We start from the raw sequence: 17,276 nt of genomic DNA, 5'->3' as shown, positions 1-17,276 counted from the left end.
ACGTAACGTGCGTCACGTCCGGGTCGCGGGGTAGGGCCGGGGGTAGGACCTCCGGTGGAGGACTCGCATCGCGGTGGCGGGGGCTTGCATCGCAGGGTGTGATGTCTGCCACGATGGCATTGCGGCTTTTGTCCCTTACCGGGGACGGGGCCGTCGACATCGGCCGGCCGCGCGGCGACCCCGCGTGACGGCCCCGAACGAGGAGTGTCATCGATGACGATCGACTCCGTGCGCGGCGCGCCCGACACCCCGAAGGTCGCCGAGCCCGAACTCGTCCAGCTGCTCACGCCCGAGGGCGAGCGCGTCGAGCATCCGGACTACCCCCTGGAACTCAGCGCCGAGGACGTGCGCGGCCTGTACCGCGACCTGGTGATCGTGCGGCGCATCGACCAGGAGGCGGTGGCGCTCACCCGGCAGGGCGAGCTCGGCCTCTGGGCGTCCCTGCTCGGACAGGAGGCGGCGCAGATCGGCTCCGGGCGGGCGGCGTCCGCCAACGACATGGTCTTCCCCACGTACCGCGAGCACGGCGTCGCCTGGTGCCGGGACGTGGAACCGCTCAAGCTCCTCGGCATGTTCCGGGGCATCAACCACGGCGGATGGGACCCGAAGGAGCACGGCTTCCACCTGTACACCGTCGTGATCGGCAGCCAGACGCTGCACGCGACCGGGTACGCGATGGGCGTCCAGAGGGACGGCGTGCTCGGCACCCCGTCGGCCGGCGCCACGATCGCCTACTTCGGGGACGGAGCGACCTCCCAAGGCGACGTGAACGAATCCTTCGTTTTCGCCTCGGTCTTTAACGCGCCGATCGTGTTCTTCTGCCAGAACAACCAGTGGGCCATCTCCGAGCCCCTCGAACGGCAGTCCAGGATCCCCCTCTATAAGCGCGCGCAGGGTTTCGGGTTCCCGGGCATCCGCGTGGACGGCAACGATGTGTTCGCCTGCTTGGCCGTCACCAAGAAGGCCCTGGAGAACGCCAGGACAGGGCAGGGCCCCACGCTCGTCGAGGCGTACACGTACCGGATGGGCGCCCACACCACGACCGACGACCCCACGCGCTACCGGCTGAAGGCCGAAGAGGAGGCGTGGAAGCTCAAGGACCCCATCGAGCGCGTCAAGGCGTATCTGGTGCGCGGCGACCTGGCGGACGCGGGGTTCTTCCAGAAGATCGAGGACGAGGCCAAGCAGATCACCAGGGAGCTGCGTGAGGCGTGCCTGGCGCTCCCCGACCCGGAGCCGCTGTCGATGTTCGACCACGTGTACGGGGAAGAGCACCCCCTGATGACCGAGGAGCAGGAGCAGTTCGCCGCCTACCTGGCGTCGTTCGAGGAGGAGGCGGCGAAGTGAGCACCCTGACCCTCGGCAAGGCCCTCAACGCGGGCCTGCGCAAGGCCATGGAGAACGACCCGAAGGTCCTGGTCATGGGCGAGGACGTCGGCAAGCTCGGCGGCGTCTTCCGCATCACCGACGGCCTGCAGAAGGACTTCGGCGAGGAGCGGGTCATCGACACCCCGCTCGCCGAGTCCGGCATCGTCGGGACGGCGATCGGGCTGGCGCTGCGCGGCTACCGGCCCGTGGTGGAGATCCAGTTCGACGGGTTCGTGTTCCCCGCCGCCGACCAGATCATCACGCAGCTGGCGAAGATGCGGATGCGCTCGCTCGGCGCGCTGGAGCTGCCGGTCGTCGTCCGGATCCCGTGCGGCGGCGGCATCGGCGCGGTCGAGCACCACTCCGAGTCGCCCGAGGCGTACTTCACCCACACCGCCGGGCTGCGCGTGGTGGCGTGCTCGAACCCGCTGGACGCCTACTCGATGATCCAGCAGGCGGTCGCCTCCCCCGACCCGGTGATCTTCTTCGAGCCGAAGCGCCGGTACTGGGACAAGGCGGAGGTCGACACCGACTCGGGCGCGGCCGACTGGACGCCGCTGCACCGGGCCGCGGTCGTGCGGCCGGGCGAGCACGCGACGCTCCTGGCCTACGGGCCGGCCGTGAAGACGTGCCTGGAGGCCGCCGGGGCCGCCGCCGAGGAGGGACGGCAGCTGGAGGTCATCGACCTGCGCTCGCTGAACCCCCTCGACATCGGCACGGTGACCGACTCGGTGAACCGGACGGGACGCTGCGTCGTCGTCCACGAGGCCCCGGTCTTCAACGGGTACGGCGCCGAGCTGGCCGCCCGGATCACCGAGAAGTGCTTCTACCGGCTGGAGTCGCCGGTGCTGCGCGTCGGCGGGTTCTCCACCCCGTACCCGCCGTCCCGCATCGAGGACCATTACCTGCCCGACCTCGACCGCATCCTGGACGCGGTCGACCGGACCTTCGCGTGGTGACGCCGGTGAGCCAGCCGAAACTGTTCAAACTGCCGGACGTGGGCGAGGGCCTGACCGAGGCCGAGATCGTCAAGTGGCACGTCCAGCCCGGCGACACCGTCGAGGTGAACCAGACCATCGTCGAGATCGAGACGGCGAAGGCGATCGTGGAGCTGCCCTGCCCGTTCGAGGGCGTGGTGACCGAGCTGCTGGTCACCGAGGGGCAGACCGTGGACGTCGGCGTCCCGATCATCGCGGTGGACCCCGGCGGCGAGGGCGGCGTGGCGACGCCGGTGTCCGAGCCCCCGGCGCAGGCGGCCGCGCTCCGGGAGGAGGGCGTCCCGACCGTCAACGAGCCCGGCATGGTGTCGCCGCAGGAGCCGCCGAAGCGCACGCCCGTCCTGGTCGGCTACGGCGTCAAGGAGGGGACGACCAAGCGCCGTCCCCGCAAGTCCGCCAACGGCGCGGGCCCAGCGGCGTCCGCGGCTCCGCCCGCGCCCGCACCGGCGCCCGCGCCCGCCCCGCAGGCGCCGCCCACGCCCCGTCCGAGCCCCTCTGGGAACGGGTTGCCGCTGGCCAAGCCGCCCGTCCGGAAGCTGGCCAAGGATCTCGGAGTGGACCTCGCGTCCATCACGGGGTCGGGCCCGCAGGGATCGATCACGCGCGAGGACGTCCTCACCGCGCAGGCCGGGGGCGAGGCCCCCGCCGCGCCCGTCCAGGCGGGCCCGCGCGAGGAACGGATCCCCGTCAAGGGCGTCCGCAAGGCGACCGCCGCGGCGGTGTCCGGTTCGGCGTTCACCGCCCCGCACGTCACCGAGTTCCTCCAGGTGGACGTGACGCGGACGATGGAGACCGTGAAACGGCTCCGCGAGCTTCCCGAGTTCGCGGACGTGAAGGTGTCGCCGCTACTGCTCGTGGCGCGCGCGCTGCTCACCGCGGTGGCGCGCAACCCGATGGTGAACTCCACGTGGGCGGAAGGCCCCGACGGCGCGGAAATCGTCGTCAAGCGCTACGTGAACCTGGGGATCGCCGCGGCGACCGAGCGCGGCCTCATCGTCCCCAAGGTGAAGGACGCGCACGAGCTCGACCTGCCGGGCCTCGCTCGCGCCCTGAACGAGCTGGCGGCGAAGGCCCGCGCGGGCAAGGCGTCCCCCGCCGACCTGTCCGACGGAACGATCACGATCACGAACGTCGGCGTGTTCGGGGTGGACGCCGGGACTCCGATCCTCACCCCGGGCGAGGCCGCGATCCTGGCGTTCGGCCAGGTCCGGGACATGCCGTGGGTACACGAGGGCGAGCTCGCGATCCGCAAGGTGACCACGCTGGCGCTCTCGTTCGACCACCGCATGGTGGACGGCGAACTGGGCTCCCGCGTCCTGCGCGACGTCGGGGACATGCTCGAAGACCCGATCCGCATGCTCGCCTGGAGCCGCTGACGGTTTCCGTGGGGGTCGGCCCTGGGCCGACCCCCATTCAGGAGACGGGAACCTTCTCGACCTTGCCGAAAGGCCCGGCGTCGAAGGTCACGGACGTGACGTTGCCGGGCGGGGCGGGAAGGTAGACGAAGCCTCGGACGGGCTCGTTGACGGCGGTGCGGAAGACGGCCCGTCCGGCGTCGACGTAGTTGGTGGGACGGCCCGGCGTCGAAGGGCCTACACGCACGGCGCGATAGACGTCCTTCTTGCCCGGCACCTGGATCGAGAACGCTCCGAACACTCCGCCTGGATAACTCGGGTTCGGGTAGGAGGCGTCCGGCGGAGTGGTCCCAGGCCCCTCGTTCACGATGTCGAATACGGCGACGATGTAGGCGCCGTCCCGGTAGAAGGGTTTGACCTCAAGGCGCCGCTTGGCTGCGCCAAAGGGAGCCGTGCGGGACGCCACTTTCTGACCGTCCCGCACACGGAAAGAGGCCGGCTGGACAGAACCTGACGCGCTCGACTTGAGCTGGTAGGTGACGTCGACGCCGTCACCGTCCTGCTTGCCGTTGGCCGCATAGGTGAACCCGGCACCGACCTTGCCCTTCACCTCGTCCAGTACGGCCTGGGCCCGCTCCCCGGAAAGCTTCGCGTCACCGGCATGCCCGTCGAATGCGAGCGCACCCGCCGCCTTGGCCTTGATCTCCTGGGCGAGGTCCCCCAGAACGGCCTTGCCCCGACTCGACAGTTTGCCCGAACTACTCTCGAACAGGGCATCGCTGCGCAAGCTGACCGTGACACTCGATCCGCTGGACGAGACGGTCCGGTTCTCCCCCTCGACGATGTCGTAAAGGTCGACGGGGTTCCCGCCAGGCGTGCTGCTGGGCGGGGAGGAGGTGGCCGACGGGGAGGTCGTGATCGGGGACGGCGCGCCTGCCATGAACGGCTCGGCCCCGACCTGCGGCTCGGCCCCGACCGACGGAGTAGAGGACGCCGACGGAGAAGACGGCACCGACCCGCTCGGCGGCGCGGACGAGGAGGGCGGCGTCCCCGGCGCCGACGGCGTCGTCGACACGGAGTTCACCGGGATGCCGGTGAACTCGCCGGCCGTCCCGGGCGTGATCGCGGTGACCTTCTGGACGGTCGCCGGGATCGGCGGATAGTCGGCGGACATCTCGCGGGTCGTCCCGGGCGCGAAACCGGAGCCGCTGGTGGTGCCGGTCGGCTTGTAGAGCCGACGCCCGGCCACGTCGAGCAGCGCGATCTCGAACGGAACGGACTTCACCGACGAGTCCAGCGACGTCACGCTGTAGCGCAGCACCGACTTGGCGGCCTGCCGCTCGACGCCCCTGATGGCCACCCGCGCGTGCAGACCGTCCGCGCCGCCGAACCACCCCTCCTTGGCGTACGCGCCCGGAGGTTGCACGGTGGGCAGAGCGGCGCCCGCGCGAACCGTCGGCGGAGCGACCTTCTCGGCCCGGTCGGCATCGGCGCATCCGGCCACGAGCAACAGGCCGATACAAGAAACGGCGAGGGGGAGCGCACGCATCGTTCATCCGCTCGGAAGGGGGACGGGCGAGGGACGCGGGCAACAGTAGTAAACCGCACCACCCCCCGCCATAACCCCAGCGCTCCGCGGCCGCCGGCACCCCTGGCGCCCGATGGCATCCCGTCGGCCGGGAGGGCTGGAACACTGCCATTCGCCGCAGGTCGAGCATATGATCACCTGAACTTCACAAACCAGAAGAATTTTCCGGTTCTGCGGAGTCTCGTCGCATCCATCGGCGCGATCTCCAGGGGACCGGCTCACGGCTGATCCTCTTGCGCGCCTGTCTGAGGGGATCAGAACAATGGAGAAGAAGCCGGCCGCGAGGCCGGAGAACATGGCCTTGGGCGCGGGTCTCACCCTCGTCGAAGGTTCCTCGAAGCTGTTCGGGCGATCGATCTTCAAGAACTACCTGCTCGAGAGCATCACGATGTCGGCCCTGGTCGTCGCGACGGCCGAGTACGGCATCGGCGCGGTGATCATGCTACTGGTGGCGTACAGGCTCCAGATCCTGGGGCTTTTCCGCCCCTTGAAGTCGCGGTCCCAGCGGTTCCGGTACACCCGGCGAGCCGTGAAGGCGACCATCGTGTTCACGACGGTCGTCCTCATCCTCACGATGGCCGAGTACGGCACCGTGCTGGCGGCTCTGCTGGTGGTGTTCAGCCTCCAGGTACCGGGTCCCTACCGCCCCGAGGAGCCGCGGCCCGTGCGGCTCCTGTTCACCTGGAAGACCGTGACGGCCGTCATCGCCTTCGCCGGCTGCAATATCGCGGGCCGGGGATTGATCGTGTTGGCGATGATGGCGCCGGGGACGGCCCTCGCCACCATCAACGCGATCACGTTCGCCGTCTCGACCATGACCTACTCGACAGGGGTCTGGAAGACGGGGCAGCGGTTCGCGGCGATGCTGGTGCCGCTGCTCATCGTGCTGGGCCTCGCCGTATCCATCGAGGCATGGCACATCACGGCGAGCCCGTGGGGAGTCATCTGGTCCATCGGATCGGCTCTCTCCGGCCTCGTCTACATGGCACTGTCCCAGGGTTTCATCGAGCGGGGCGGCGCGGAGGCAGACCAGTTCCAGGCACTGGGCACGAGCCTGGGCGTGGTCGGTCTCGGCGTGTGGGCGACGCTGGCGGGCGAGGTTTCGTCGGTCGGCTGGTCCCGGGAGGTCCTCTTGGCGCTGCTCTGCACGGCGCTGATGACCGTGGTCGTACCCAGGTACCTGCACTCCCGGGCAAGGAGGGCCCTCGGAGACGCCGTCTACACGATCCTGTGGAGCGTCATTCCGCTGCTCGGCCTGCTGGTCGACCTGATCATGGAGCAGAAGATCCCGACGGCATGGCAGGTCATCGGGATGACCTGGATCAGCGTGATCGCAGCCGTGGCGGCCCTTCTCGCGAAGAAGCCCAAGGCGGAGATCGTCACATGGCGATCTCTACGCGGGACGATCGAGCGCCTGAGAAGGCCGGTCGGCTACGTGTGATCCAAGCCGGTCGGCTCAGTTTGTACGGTTTCGCATGATCCGTACGAATTGCCGGGGAGAGGCTCAGTCTCCCCGCCGTCCGCGGTGTCCCGGTAGAAAGGCTCGAAGCCTCTCCACCGGGACACCGTTTTGGAGTGAGCGAGAAATAAGAATCGATGACCTGCTCGGCCAGGCCCTGCGAGTCCGTTACACCCTTCTGATCCGTAACCTGCTGGGAAGGTTGGCCTGGTCAGAGGCGAAGGAGATCGTCCCGCCGGCCGTCTGGCGCCTGCTCGAGATTGAAGACGAAGCCGACGGCTATCGACGCATGGCCGAGCTCCTCGACCATCTGGGCCTGCACGAAGCACTCCAGGAGCTGTGCGCACGCGCCGGCGAAAGCCTCGACGAGGAGGTGCGCGAGGTCGCCGAGGACTTCGGCGAGGAGCGTCTGGAGGCGTGCCGGAGCGGCTCCTGCTAGTGCCGTGACCGTGTGGGTCCGGCGGGTCGGTGCGGCTCAGCGGTAGGTGGCCAGGCCGTCCGCTAGTTCTTCTTCGTCGCCGTCGCGGATTGCGTAGAGAGCTTGCTGCAGGGCGAATGTGTTGCGGATCGCGGTGATGCGGGCAAGGAGTCCGGTGTCCGACCAGTTGCCCAAGGCGAGTACCCGTTCCAGGAACTCATGGCCGTAGCTGGCGCCGATGGCAGCGAGGTCTTCGGCCGGGTCGCTGAGGGCGACGTCGTCCCAGTCGAGTACTCCGGCGAGGCGCGGCAGGCCGTGTTTCCACTCCCACAGGACGTTTTCGGCGCCGAGGTCGCCATGCACCACTGCTCGGGTGACGTGGGGGAGGCCGTCGAGTGCTGCGAGTTCCCGCTCGGCCCGTAGGCGTCCGCTGTCGGACATGAGCTGGAAAAGCTCAGCGCGCACGCTCTCCGCGAACTGCCGCCACCGGTCCTCTGTCGCGTGGGGGAGAACTGCTCGTGCCTTTTCGTCGATACCGGCACGGGCCAGTCTGGACAGCAGCGTGGCGCATTGCGCTGCCACGGTGTCGGCCACTTGAGCGTCGTTGAGCGCCTCGGCGTCCAGCGGTTCCCCCGGAATGCGGCCAAGCACCAGGAACGGTGCCTCGCCGGTGCCGTGCGCACCGCCCTGGAGCAGCGGCTCAGGTGTGCGGAAGCCGAGGTCAAGCCCGGCGAGTGCGTGTAGTGCGGCCGCCCGCTCGGGCAGCCGGGCGGCCGCTGCCGGGGTGCGGGGCAAGCACACGACACGGTCCGAGGCGATGACCACCATGTGGAATTGCCCCTGACGTACTGCGAGATCGTCCACTTCGTCTGCGGGCAGCAGACGACTGAGGAGAGTGCGATGCGTCGTGCGGATGTTCACGAGTGTGACCTCTGGGTCCCTCAGATAGGCGTGCAGGGCCTGTGGGGGTGGCTGCGGCCCGGCGATCGGACAAGCGACCTCCGAGGAGGCCGGTGGGATTCCATATAGAACCTAGGCGAGCGAGCAGCAGCCGGGCGTCGATGTGGGGTCAGGAGGGGCTTGCGGCTCACTTGGGTCCGTGGGCGTTGGGCTCCGTAAAAGCCGTTGGCGGGGTGCGGTGGCCGCTGCTACTTTTCTGGAGGCCGTGCCAGAGGGCGAGGAGGTGGTACCCGTGAACTCAGTATCGACATGGGTGCTCCCCTCTGGGGTCACGGTCGGGCGGTAGGTCGTCCGGGAGCGCCGTTCACGAGCACTCCCGAAAGGCACGACCATGCAATTCACCTCCGAGCAGCGCCTTGACGACGGCGTCCTCGAACGCGAATTCACCCTCGGCGACATCCCCGGCATCCTGTGGACGCCGGAGTCCGCGGCCGCGCCGGTCCCGTTGATCCTGATGGGCCACCCCGGCGGGATGCGCAGGATGTACCCCCGTCTGGTTGGCCGGGCACGGCACAGCGTGGCGGAGGGCTTCGCCGCGGCCACCATCGAGCTCCCGTGGAGCGGTGACCGGCCCGGTTCCGAGGCCGTGGACCAGGCCCGCGCCGACGTGCGCCGGGCGCTGGAGGCCGGCGAGCCGGTCGGCGACGACATCGTGGACCGGCTCATCCTTCCGCTGGTCGACCAGGCGGTCCCCGAATGCCAGGCCACTCTGGACGCCCTCCTGTCGCTGCCCGAGATCAGCGGCCCGGTCGGGTACTCGGGGGGAGTGATCTCCATCGGCGTCCGGCTGGCGGTGGTCGAGCCGCGCATAGCGGCCGCCGGTCTGTTCGCCGGGAGTTTCGTGCCCCGCTCCATCATCGAGGAGGCCCGCCAGGTCACCATCCCGCTGCACGTCCTGCTGCAATGGGACGACGAAGGGAACGACCGGCAGGCGGCCCTGGACCTGTTCGACGCCTTCGGCTCCAAGGAGAAGATGCTGAACGCCAACATGGGCGGGCACACTGGCGTCCCGCATTACGCGGGAGACGCCGCGGCTCAGTTTTTCACCAGGCATCTGAAGTAGCCGCCGGCCCGCCCCCAACGCACAGCCGCCCCGATCGCGGCGGTACCGGCCGTCGCCGGTATCGCCCGGTCGGGGCGGCGCCCTGGCCTCCCTATTTCTTGATCTCGTAGCGCAGAAGGGCCACGCCGTCGTCGAACGCGGTGGCCTCGACCAGCTTCAGGTCCTGCCGATCCTCGAAAAGGCGCGTCCCCTTGCCGCGTGACGCCGGGCAGACGAGCATCCGGACCTCGTCGACGACGCCGGCGGCCATCAGGGAGCGCATGAGTTTCAGGCTCCCCCACAGCCAGAGGTCCTTGCCGCTCTGCTGCTTGAGCTCCCGGATCGTGGCGATCGGGTCGCGCATCACGGTCGCGGCGGGGAAGTCGCCCCAGGGGGCGTCATCCAGCGTCGACGAGGCGACGAACTTGGTGAGGTTGTTGAGCTTCTCGCCGTACTCGCCCTGCTCCTCGGCGTGCGGCCAGTAGTCCTTGGTCTGGTTGTAGGTGTTCGCGCCGAGGATCATCGTGTCGACCGAGTCGATGAACCCCATGATGCTTGCCTCGAAGGCTTTGTCGGAGGCCTCGGAGAAGGGCTCGGCCGACACGAAGCCGAGCCCGCCGTCCTCCTCCGCGACGATGTTGTCGACGGTCACCCACTGCTGAACTTTGAGCTTTCGCATCGCGCCGGTTCTCCTTCGTCACGCGGCCGCTTCGCGACCGCTCGTGACCCTGGGACGGAGCCGGCACCACGTTCTCGACATCCCCGCGGCACGTCCGCCGAATTTTTCGGCGGCGGCTGCGCGAAGAGGCCCTGACCTGGCGGGCAGGGCCTCTCGGGCGGGCGCTAGAAAGAATCTTCGGGGAGGTCCATCACGTCCAGGGTGGTGGACTCGGTGATGGCGCGGTCCGAGGCCAGGCGGGGCAGGACGGTCTGGCAGAAGAACTGCGCGGCCGCGACCTTGCCGGTGTAGAACGCCTGGTCGGAGTCGGAGACGTCGCCGCCGCCGAGCGCGTTCAGGGCGACCTCGGCCTGGCGGCACAGGAGCCAGCCGACGATCAGGTCGCCGAGGGCGACCAGCAGGCGCGAGGAGTTGAGCCCGATCCGGTAGAGCTCCTTCGGGTTCTCCATCGAGCCGAGCGCCCAGCCGACCATCGGGTCGAGGATGCCCTGAACGTCGTCGAGGGCCCGGCCGAGCAGGGCGCGCTCGTTCTTGAGGCGGCCGTTGCCGGCCTCGGAGCCGGCGAACGCCCGGATCTCCCCGACGAGCACCTTCAGCGCCTCACCGTTGTCCCGCAGGATCTTGCGGAAGAACAGGTCCTGGCCCTGGATCGCGGTGGTGCCCTCGTACAGGGTGTCGATCTTGGAGTCGCGGATGTACTGCTCGATCGGGTACTCCTGCAGGAAGCCCGACCCGCCGAGCGTCTGCAGCGACTCCGCGCCGAGCAGCGCGTACGCCCGCTCGGAGCCGAAGCCCTTCACGATCGGCAGCAGCAGATCGTTGATCTTCTCGGCGGTCTCGTCCCTGCGGCCCTCGAACTCGGCGAGCTGCACGGCGTCCTGGTAGGACGCGGTGAGCAGCACGAGGGCGCGCATGCCCTCGGCGTAGGCCTTCTGCGTCATGAGGCTGCGCCGGACGTCCGGGTGGTGGGTGATCGTCACCCGCGGAGCGGTCTTGTCGGTCATCTGCGTCATGTCCGCACCCTGGACGCGCTCCTTCGCGTACTCCAGCGCGTTGAGGTAGCCCGTCGACAGGGTGGCGATGGCCTTGGTGCCGACCATCATCCGGGCGTACTCGATGACGAGGAACATCTGCCGGATGCCCTGGTGGACGTCGCCGACCAGGTAGCCGATCGCCGGGTGCTTCTCGCCGAAGGTGAGCTCGCAGGTCGTGGAGACCTTGAGGCCCATCTTCTTCTCGACGTTGGTCACGTAGGCGCCGTTGCGCTCGCCGAGCTCACCGGTCTCCACGTCCACGAGGTACTTGGGGACGAGGAACATCGACAGGCCCTTGGTGCCGGGGCCGGCGCCCTCGGGGCGGGCCAGCACCAGGTGGAAGATGTTCTCGGACATGTCGTGCTCGGCCGAGGTGATGAAGCGCTTGACGCCCTCGATGTGCCAGGTGCCGTCCGGCTGCTGGACGGCCTTGGCGCGCCCGGCGCCGACGTCGGAGCCGGCGTCCGGCTCGGTCAGCACCATCGTGGCGCCCCACTGCCGCTCCAGGGCGAGCTCGGCGAACTTCTTCTGCTCGGGCGTGCCGATGTGCCACAGGATCTGCGCGAAGCCGGGGCCGGAGGCGAACATGTAGACGGCCGGGTTGGCGCCCAGCACCTGCTCGGCCACGGCCCACGTCAGCGAGCGCGGGGCGCCGCTGCCGCCGAACTCGGGGGCGAGGTCGAGGCGGTACCACTCGGAGTCCATCCACGCCTTGAACGACTTCTTGAAGCCCTCCGGCATCGTGACGGTGCCCGCGGCGGGGTCGAACACCGGCGGGTTGCGGTCCGCGTCCTCGAAGGAGGCGGCGAGCGGGCCCTCGGCCAGCCGGTTCACCTCGTCGAGGATGCTGCGCACGGTGTCCTCGTCCAGTTCGGCGTACGGGCCGCTGCCGAGGAGGTCCTGGCGCCTGAACACCTCGAAGAGGTTGAACTCCAGGTCCCGGAGGTTGCTCTTGTAGTGCCCCATTCGAGACTCCGTCTGGTTCCGGCGGCGACCGGCGGCCCCGCTGCGTACTGGTCGGTAACTCGTCATCATGCTACCCGCTGGTAACCACTGACAACCACCCCGATCGGGCGGTTTCCGGGAGACAGGCCACATCGATACCACGCCCTCCCCCAGCGCGTGACCCGAGTCACGAAGGCCCCCCGAGTGGCACCCTCCTTCGCCCCGCACGGCGGGGGTGGCAAGATCAGGCGGGCGCGAATTCACCCACGGTGCACGAGGAGGTGCGCAATGAGGCAGGAGGAGGAGGCCGCCCCGAGGCTGACCGTCATCGGGACCGGCTACCTCGGCGCCACGCACGCGATCTGCATGGCCGTGCTGGGGTACGAGGTCCTCGGCGTGGACGTCGACCGCCACAAGATCGAACAGCTGGCGTCGGGCGAGGTCCCGATCTTCGAACCCGGGCTGCCGGAGCTGCTCACCAAGGCCCTCGACTCGGGCCGGCTCCGGTTCACCACCTCCTTCGCGGAGGCCGGGGAGTTCGGTGACGTCCACTTCGTGTGCGTGGGAACGCCCCAGCAGGCCGGTTCGGACGCCGCCGACCTGACCTACGTCGACGCCGCCGTCCGCTCCCTGGCGCCGCACCTGCGCCGCAGGGCCCTGGTCGTCGGCAAGTCCACCGTGCCGGTCGGGACGGCCGCGCGCCTCACCGGCCTCGTGCAGGAGCTGGCGCCCGCCGGGACGGACGTCGAGCTGGCCTGGAACCCGGAGTTCCTCCGCGAGGGCTTCGCCGTGGACGACACGCTGCGTCCCGACCGGCTGGTGTTCGGCGTCGCGTCCGACTGGGCGCACGAGCGGCTGCGGGCCGCGTTCAGGCCCGTCCTCGACCTCGGCACCCCAGTGATCCGCACGGACCTCGCGACCGCCGAGCTGGTCAAGGTGGCGGCGAACTCCTTCCTCGCCACGAAGATCTCCTACATCAACGCGATGGCCGAGGTCTGCGAGGCGGTCGGCGCCGACGTCAAGGACCTCGCCGACTCGCTGGCGCTGGACGACCGCATCGGCGGCAAGTTCCTGCGGCCGGGCCTCGGGTTCGGCGGGGGCTGCCTGCCCAAGGACATCCGGGCGTTCGCGCACCGCGCCGAGGAGATCGGCGTCGGCCAGGCCGTGTCGTTCCTGCGCGAGGTGGACGACATCAACCGGCGGCGCAGGGCCCGCACCGTCGACCTCGTCCGGGACCTGCTAGGCGGCGACCTCGCCGGGAAGCGCGTCGCCGCGTGGGGCGCCGCGTTCAAGCCCAACTCCGACGACATCCGGGACGCGCCCGCGCTGGACGTGGCGCGCACCATCCACGGCCTCGGCGGGGACGTGCGCGTCTACGACCCCGTCGCCCTCGGCAACGCCCGCCGCGCCTTCCCCGAGCTGACCTACGGCGAGAGCGCGTTCGACGTGGCACGCGACGCGGACGTGGTCGTCCTGCTGACCGAGTGGTCGGACTTCCGGGAGGTCGAGCCGGAGGCGCTGGCCGGGGTCGTCCGGCACAAACGGGTCGTGGACGGGCGCCATGCCCTCGACGCCGCCCGCTGGCGCGCCGCGGGCTGGGAGTACCGCGCCCTGGGCCGGTCCTGAACGCGTGCATGGGGAACAACCCGCGTTTCGGGGCCGTTGGCGAAGATGAGGGCCGCGCCCAGCTCGGGCGATGGTCTCTCCCGGACGAGGTGCGCCGTACCCGGAACGCGAAGACGGCGCGTGACAGTAGTCGTCTCGTCATCCGGGAGTGCCGTCATGGCCTGGATCCTCGTCATCGTCGCCGGCCTCTTCGAGGTCGCCATGGCCCTGTGCCTGAAGGCCAGTAAGGGCTTCACCCAGCCGCTGGAGTCGGCGGGGTTCCTCGTGTTCGCCGTAGCGTCCTTCGGGCTGCTCACCGTCGCCCTCAAGCACCTGGAGGTCGGCACCGCCTACGCCGTGTGGGTCGGCATCGGAGCCGTCGGGACGGCGGTCCTCGGCATGCTCTTCATGGGCGACGAGGTCTCCGTGACCCGGGTCGTCGCGCTCGCGTTCATCGTCCTCGGGGTCGTGGGGCTGAACCTCGCCGGAGGCGGCCACTGACCCGCGGTGCGGCGAGCAGCGCGAACGGCCAGGAGCGGCCACCGCCTCCGCAGGTCAGCCGAGTTCTCCGGAACGTAATCTCCCGTAACAGCGTCTATGGGACGAGAGCGCGGGGAGTCGCTCGAACACGGGAGGACGGACCTTGGTCTTCAAGAAGCTGCGTCAGGCGATGGGCATCGGCGGCCCCTCGATCGAGACGGTTCTGCACGACCCGAACACGACGCCCGGCGGCGTCGTCACCGGCGAGATCGCCATCATCGGAGGGCAGCACAACTCCGACATCAAGGCGGTGAACCTCGCCCTGCGCACCAAGGTCGAGGTCGAGTCGGGCGACAACGAGTACACCTCCAACCTGGAGTACGCCAAGATGCCGGTCGCGGGCGGGTTCAGCCTGCAGGAGGGCGCGCGGCACAGCATCCCGTTCCAGTTCCCGATCCCGTGGGAAGCGCCGCTCACCCACATGTACGGGCGGCCGCTGCACGGCACGACGGTCGGGATCGCGACGGAGCTGGAGGTCGCGGGCGCGCTCGACCCGGGCGATCTCGACCCGATCGCCGTCCACCCGCTGCCCGCCCAGGAGCGCATCCTCGCGGCGTTCTCCAACCTCGGCTTCCAGTTCCGCAACGCCGACTGCGAGAAGGGCCGCATCTGGGGCGTCCACCAGGAGCTGCCCTTCTACCAGGAGATCGAGTTCTACCCGCCGGGGCAGTACGCGCGCGGCATCAAGCAGCTCGAAGTGACGTTCGTGTCCTACCCGCAGTCGATGGAGGTCGTGCTGGAGCTCGACAAGCGCGGCGGGGTGTTCACCGAGGGGCATGACGCGTTCAGCCGGTTCACGGTCGACTACGCGTCGGTCGAGCACACCAACTGGGAGCAGCAGCTCGACGGCTTCATGCAGGAGGCCGGGCGCCGCCGGGGCTTCTTCTGACCGGGCGTCCAGCCGTCCAGCCGTTCACGGGATCCCCTCCGCGATGTTGATCGCGGAGGGGATCTCCGCGTAGAAAGAGGTCCCGTGCCCCTGCCCCCCGGACTGAGCCACGCGGAACGGCGCCTGTGGACGGCGTTCCCCACCGGTTCGGCGGTCGTCCTCGGCGACGACCGCCCGGCCGGCCCCCTACCCGACCGCATCGTCCGCGCCGAGATCATCACCAGGCTGCTGCTCGGCGAGTGCGCGCCGCGTCCCGGCGCGGTCGCGGCCGTCCGGCTCCGCGGCGCCTACGTCACCGGACGGCTGGACGTCGCGGGCGGCCGCGTCGAGGCCGAGCTGCTGCTGGAGGACTGCCGGCTCGTCGAGGAGCCGGTGCTCGCCAACGCCGAGACGCGCCAGCTCCGGTTCTCCGGCTGCCGGATGCCCGGCTTCGACGGCGGCGGCCTGCGCGTGGACGGCTTCCTCAGCCTGTCCGGCTCCGAGATCGAGGGGGAGGTCCGGCTGCCGCGGGCGCAGATCCTCGGCGGCCTGCGGATGAACGGGACGCGGGTCACCGCGTCCGCGCCGGAGAAGTGGGCGGTCTCGGGCGGCGCCCTCATCGTGGACGCCGGGGCGTTCATCCGGGACGCCGAGATCACCGGCGGGGTGCGGTTCGTGGGCGCGCGGATGAACGGCGGGCTGTTCATGGAGCGCAGCACGCTCAGCAACCCGGGCCGCATCGCCCTGGACGCGCAGAACATCGTCGTCGAGGACACCGCCGAGCTGAGCCACGGGTTCAGCACGTTCGGCACCATCCGCCTGCGCAGCGCCCGCGTCAACGGCATCCTGTCGTTCCTCCGGAGCCGCCTCGACTCCTGCGACCCGGCCCGGATGGCCCTGCACGCCAGCCACATGCAGGTCGACGAGCTGCTGCTGTGGCCGGAGGAGCGGATCAAGGGCCGGGTGTCGCTGTCGTACTCCAGGATCGACCTGGTCATGGACCATCCGGACATCTGGCCGGACGAGCTGTACCTGAACGGCATGACGTACCAGACGCTGCGCGGCGCCGAGTTCAAGGACCGGCTCAGCTGGGTGTCGCGGGACCCGGAGTTCCACCTCCAGCCGTACGAGCAGCTCGCCGGCTGGTACCACAGCATCGGCCACGACGACCTGGCACGGAAGGTCCAGCTCGCCAAGCTGCGGGCGCGCCGCCGCGGGCTGCACCCGGTCCCCGGGGCGTGGAACCACGTGCTCGACTGGACGGTGGGGTTCGGCTACCGGCCCTGGCTGGCGTTCGCGTGGTTCGCCGCGCTGCTGGCCGTCGGGACGACGGTGTTCTCGATCGAGCATCCCCGCGCGGTCAAGCCGCCGGACGAACTGCCCTCCTTCCACGCGCTGATCTACACGCTGGACCTGCTGATCCCGCTCGACACTTTCGGGCAGCAGCTGTCCTACGACGCGGTGAACTGGTCGCGCTGGGTGGCGTACGGGCTGGTCTCGACGGGGTGGGTGCTGGTGACGGCGCTGATCGCCGGCGCGACGCGGGTGCTGCGCCCGAACTGAGGCGCGGCCGGCCCGAACCGGCGGGGCGCCCTGGGCGTCCATCCGGGGTAGGGGATCAACGAGAATGGGGCGCCATGGGCACGTATCTGATCACGGGCGCGACGGGCGGCATCGGCACGGCGGTGGCGGACCTGCTGCGCGAGCGCGGGCACGACCTCCTTCTCACCGGCCGCTCCGCCGAGCGCCTCGACAAGCTCGCCGCGACGCTGCGCGGGGGCGCGCACGCGGCCACGCAGGTCATCAACCCGGGGGCGGTCGCCTCGCCGGCGCGCGCCGCGGCCATCGGCACGATCCAGCTCGACCTGACCGAGCCGCGCCGCATCGAGGCCCGGCTCGCGGCGGCGGGGATCCCCGCCCGGCTGGACGGCGTCGTCCACGCGGCGGGCATGGTGCATCTGGGGACGGTCGCCGACACCGAGGCCGACGAGTGGATGGAGCACCTGTCGGTCAACCTGGTGTCGGCGGCGGAGCTGACGCGGCTGCTGCTGCCCGCGCTGCGCGCCGCCCAGGGGCACGTGGTGTTCGTCAACTCCACCGCCGGGCTGCGCGCCAACCCCGAGTGGTCGGCGTACGCGGCGAGCAAGTTCGGCCTGCGCGCGCTGGCCGACTCGCTGCGCGCGGAGGAGCCGTCCCTGCGCGTCACGACCGTCTACCCGGGCCGGACGGCCACGGAGATGCAGCGCAGCGTGCGCGCCCAGGAGGGGCACGCCTACGCCGAGGACGACTTCGCCGCCCCCGCCACGGTCGCGCGCGTGCTGGTCGCCGCGCTGGAGACGCCGCGGGACGCGGTCGTCTCGGACGTCACCGTCCGGCCGAATCCGGGGCGCTGACGGCCGCGTCGCCGTGCCACGGCG

15 protein-coding genes and 1 riboswitch are annotated in these 17,276 nt (G+C 70.1%); of the genes, 11 read left to right on the top strand and 4 right to left on the bottom strand.

Annotated features, from left to right (window positions below; genetic code table 11):
• The first annotated feature begins 213 nt into the window (after positions 1-213).
• Genes pdhA through AB0C84_RS02640 form a run of 3 tightly spaced genes read left to right on the top strand, consistent with a single transcriptional unit; the run spans position 214 to position 3,742 of the window.
• The gene (gene pdhA / locus AB0C84_RS02650; protein ID WP_258944353.1) at positions 214-1,347 is read left to right on the top strand and encodes a pyruvate dehydrogenase (acetyl-transferring) E1 component subunit alpha; all 1,134 of its coding nucleotides are present in this window, start codon (positions 214-216) and stop codon (positions 1,345-1,347) included.
• Positions 1,344-2,327: an alpha-ketoacid dehydrogenase subunit beta gene (locus AB0C84_RS02645; RefSeq protein WP_361060427.1), complete on the top strand. Its 984-nt coding sequence runs from the start codon at positions 1,344-1,346 to the stop codon at positions 2,325-2,327. Before pdhA ends, AB0C84_RS02645 begins: the two co-directional genes overlap by 4 nt.
• 5 nt (positions 2,328-2,332) lie before the next feature.
• Positions 2,333-3,742 (top strand): dihydrolipoamide acetyltransferase family protein, encoded by a 1,410-nt coding sequence (locus AB0C84_RS02640; protein WP_361060425.1) that lies wholly within the window; start codon positions 2,333-2,335, stop codon positions 3,740-3,742.
• 37 nt (positions 3,743-3,779) lie between these two features.
• On the opposite strand, the gene AB0C84_RS02635 is transcribed toward AB0C84_RS02640, so the two are convergent.
• The gene (locus tag AB0C84_RS02635) at positions 3,780-5,270 is read right to left on the bottom strand and encodes a hypothetical protein (RefSeq protein WP_361060422.1); all 1,491 of its coding nucleotides are present in this window, start codon (positions 5,268-5,270) and stop codon (positions 3,780-3,782) included.
• 301 nt (positions 5,271-5,571) lie between these two features.
• On the opposite strand from AB0C84_RS02635, the gene AB0C84_RS02630 reads away from it, so the two are divergent.
• Entirely contained in the window at positions 5,572-6,750 is a 1,179-nt protein-coding gene (locus tag AB0C84_RS02630) for a hypothetical protein (protein WP_361060420.1), read from the top strand.
• A gap of 220 nt (positions 6,751-6,970) precedes the next feature.
• Positions 6,971-7,207 (top strand): hypothetical protein, encoded by a 237-nt coding sequence (locus AB0C84_RS02625; protein ID WP_361060418.1) that lies wholly within the window; start codon positions 6,971-6,973, stop codon positions 7,205-7,207.
• Between the two features lie 36 nt (positions 7,208-7,243).
• Here AB0C84_RS02625 and vph read toward each other — a convergent pair whose 3' ends face one another.
• A complete protein-coding gene (gene vph, locus AB0C84_RS02620; RefSeq protein ID WP_361060416.1) occupies positions 7,244-8,107 on the bottom strand; it encodes a viomycin phosphotransferase in 864 nt (287 codons plus the stop codon).
• A 370-nt stretch (positions 8,108-8,477) separates the two neighbouring features.
• Here vph and AB0C84_RS02615 point away from each other — a divergent pair, with 370 nt between their 5' ends.
• Positions 8,478-9,209 carry an alpha/beta hydrolase gene (locus AB0C84_RS02615; RefSeq protein WP_361060414.1) on the top strand — a complete coding sequence of 244 codons (732 nt, stop codon included), beginning with the start codon at positions 8,478-8,480 and terminating at the stop codon, positions 9,207-9,209.
• 91 nt (positions 9,210-9,300) lie between these two features.
• Here AB0C84_RS02615 and AB0C84_RS02610 read toward each other — a convergent pair whose 3' ends face one another.
• A complete protein-coding gene (locus AB0C84_RS02610; protein WP_361060412.1) occupies positions 9,301-9,867 on the bottom strand; it encodes a dihydrofolate reductase family protein in 567 nt (188 codons plus the stop codon).
• Positions 9,868-10,031: 164 nt separating this feature from the next.
• Complete coding sequence (locus AB0C84_RS02605) at positions 10,032-11,867, bottom strand: acyl-CoA dehydrogenase (RefSeq protein ID WP_361060410.1); 1,836 nt, start codon at positions 11,865-11,867, stop codon at positions 10,032-10,034.
• 267 nt (positions 11,868-12,134) lie between these two features.
• Between AB0C84_RS02605 and AB0C84_RS02600 the strand changes: the two genes are divergently transcribed.
• The 5 genes from AB0C84_RS02600 to AB0C84_RS02580 all read left to right on the top strand — a co-directional run bounded on the left by AB0C84_RS02600 (position 12,135) and on the right by AB0C84_RS02580 (position 17,252).
• On the top strand, positions 12,135-13,472 hold the full coding sequence (locus AB0C84_RS02600) for a UDP-glucose/GDP-mannose dehydrogenase family protein (RefSeq protein WP_339156173.1): 1,338 nt from the start codon (positions 12,135-12,137) through the stop codon (positions 13,470-13,472).
• A 60-nt stretch (positions 13,473-13,532) separates the two neighbouring features.
• Positions 13,533-13,595, top strand: a riboswitch (guanidine-III (ykkC-III) riboswitch).
• Positions 13,596-13,628: 33 nt separating this feature from the next.
• Complete coding sequence (locus AB0C84_RS02595; RefSeq protein ID WP_179844853.1) at positions 13,629-13,952, top strand: multidrug efflux SMR transporter; 324 nt, start codon at positions 13,629-13,631, stop codon at positions 13,950-13,952.
• A 142-nt stretch (positions 13,953-14,094) separates the two neighbouring features.
• On the top strand, positions 14,095-14,880 hold the full coding sequence (locus AB0C84_RS02590) for a sporulation protein (RefSeq protein ID WP_258944913.1): 786 nt from the start codon (positions 14,095-14,097) through the stop codon (positions 14,878-14,880).
• A gap of 84 nt (positions 14,881-14,964) precedes the next feature.
• Entirely contained in the window at positions 14,965-16,422 is a 1,458-nt protein-coding gene (locus AB0C84_RS02585; protein ID WP_361060407.1) for a hypothetical protein, read from the top strand.
• A 74-nt stretch (positions 16,423-16,496) separates the two neighbouring features.
• Positions 16,497-17,252, top strand: a complete 756-nt coding sequence (locus AB0C84_RS02580) for an SDR family oxidoreductase (protein WP_361060405.1) — start codon at positions 16,497-16,499, stop codon at positions 17,250-17,252.
• Positions 17,253-17,276: the final 24 nt, after the last annotated feature.

The sequence above is a fragment of the Actinomadura sp. NPDC048955 genome (assembly GCF_040649435.1).
Classification (GTDB): Bacteria; Actinomycetota; Actinomycetes; order Streptosporangiales; family Streptosporangiaceae; genus Spirillospora; species Spirillospora luteofluorescens.
This window is presented reverse-complemented; position numbering and strand designations above follow the sequence as displayed.

Coding starts and splice junctions, on each gene's coding strand:
- pdhA (WP_258944353.1), top strand. CDS start 214: ATGACGATCGACTCCGTGCGCGGCGCGCCCGACACCCCGAAGGTCGCC.
- AB0C84_RS02635 (WP_361060422.1), bottom strand. CDS start 5,270: ATGCGTGCGCTCCCCCTCGCCGTTTCTTGTATCGGCCTGTTGCTCGTG.
- AB0C84_RS02630 (WP_361060420.1), top strand. CDS start 5,572: ATGGAGAAGAAGCCGGCCGCGAGGCCGGAGAACATGGCCTTGGGCGCG.
- AB0C84_RS02615 (WP_361060414.1), top strand. CDS start 8,478: ATGCAATTCACCTCCGAGCAGCGCCTTGACGACGGCGTCCTCGAACGC.
- AB0C84_RS02610 (WP_361060412.1), bottom strand. CDS start 9,867: ATGCGAAAGCTCAAAGTTCAGCAGTGGGTGACCGTCGACAACATCGTC.
- AB0C84_RS02605 (WP_361060410.1), bottom strand. CDS start 11,867: ATGGGGCACTACAAGAGCAACCTCCGGGACCTGGAGTTCAACCTCTTC.
- AB0C84_RS02600 (WP_339156173.1), top strand. CDS start 12,135: ATGAGGCAGGAGGAGGAGGCCGCCCCGAGGCTGACCGTCATCGGGACC.
- AB0C84_RS02595 (WP_179844853.1), top strand. CDS start 13,629: ATGGCCTGGATCCTCGTCATCGTCGCCGGCCTCTTCGAGGTCGCCATG.
- AB0C84_RS02580 (WP_361060405.1), top strand. CDS start 16,497: ATGGGCACGTATCTGATCACGGGCGCGACGGGCGGCATCGGCACGGCG.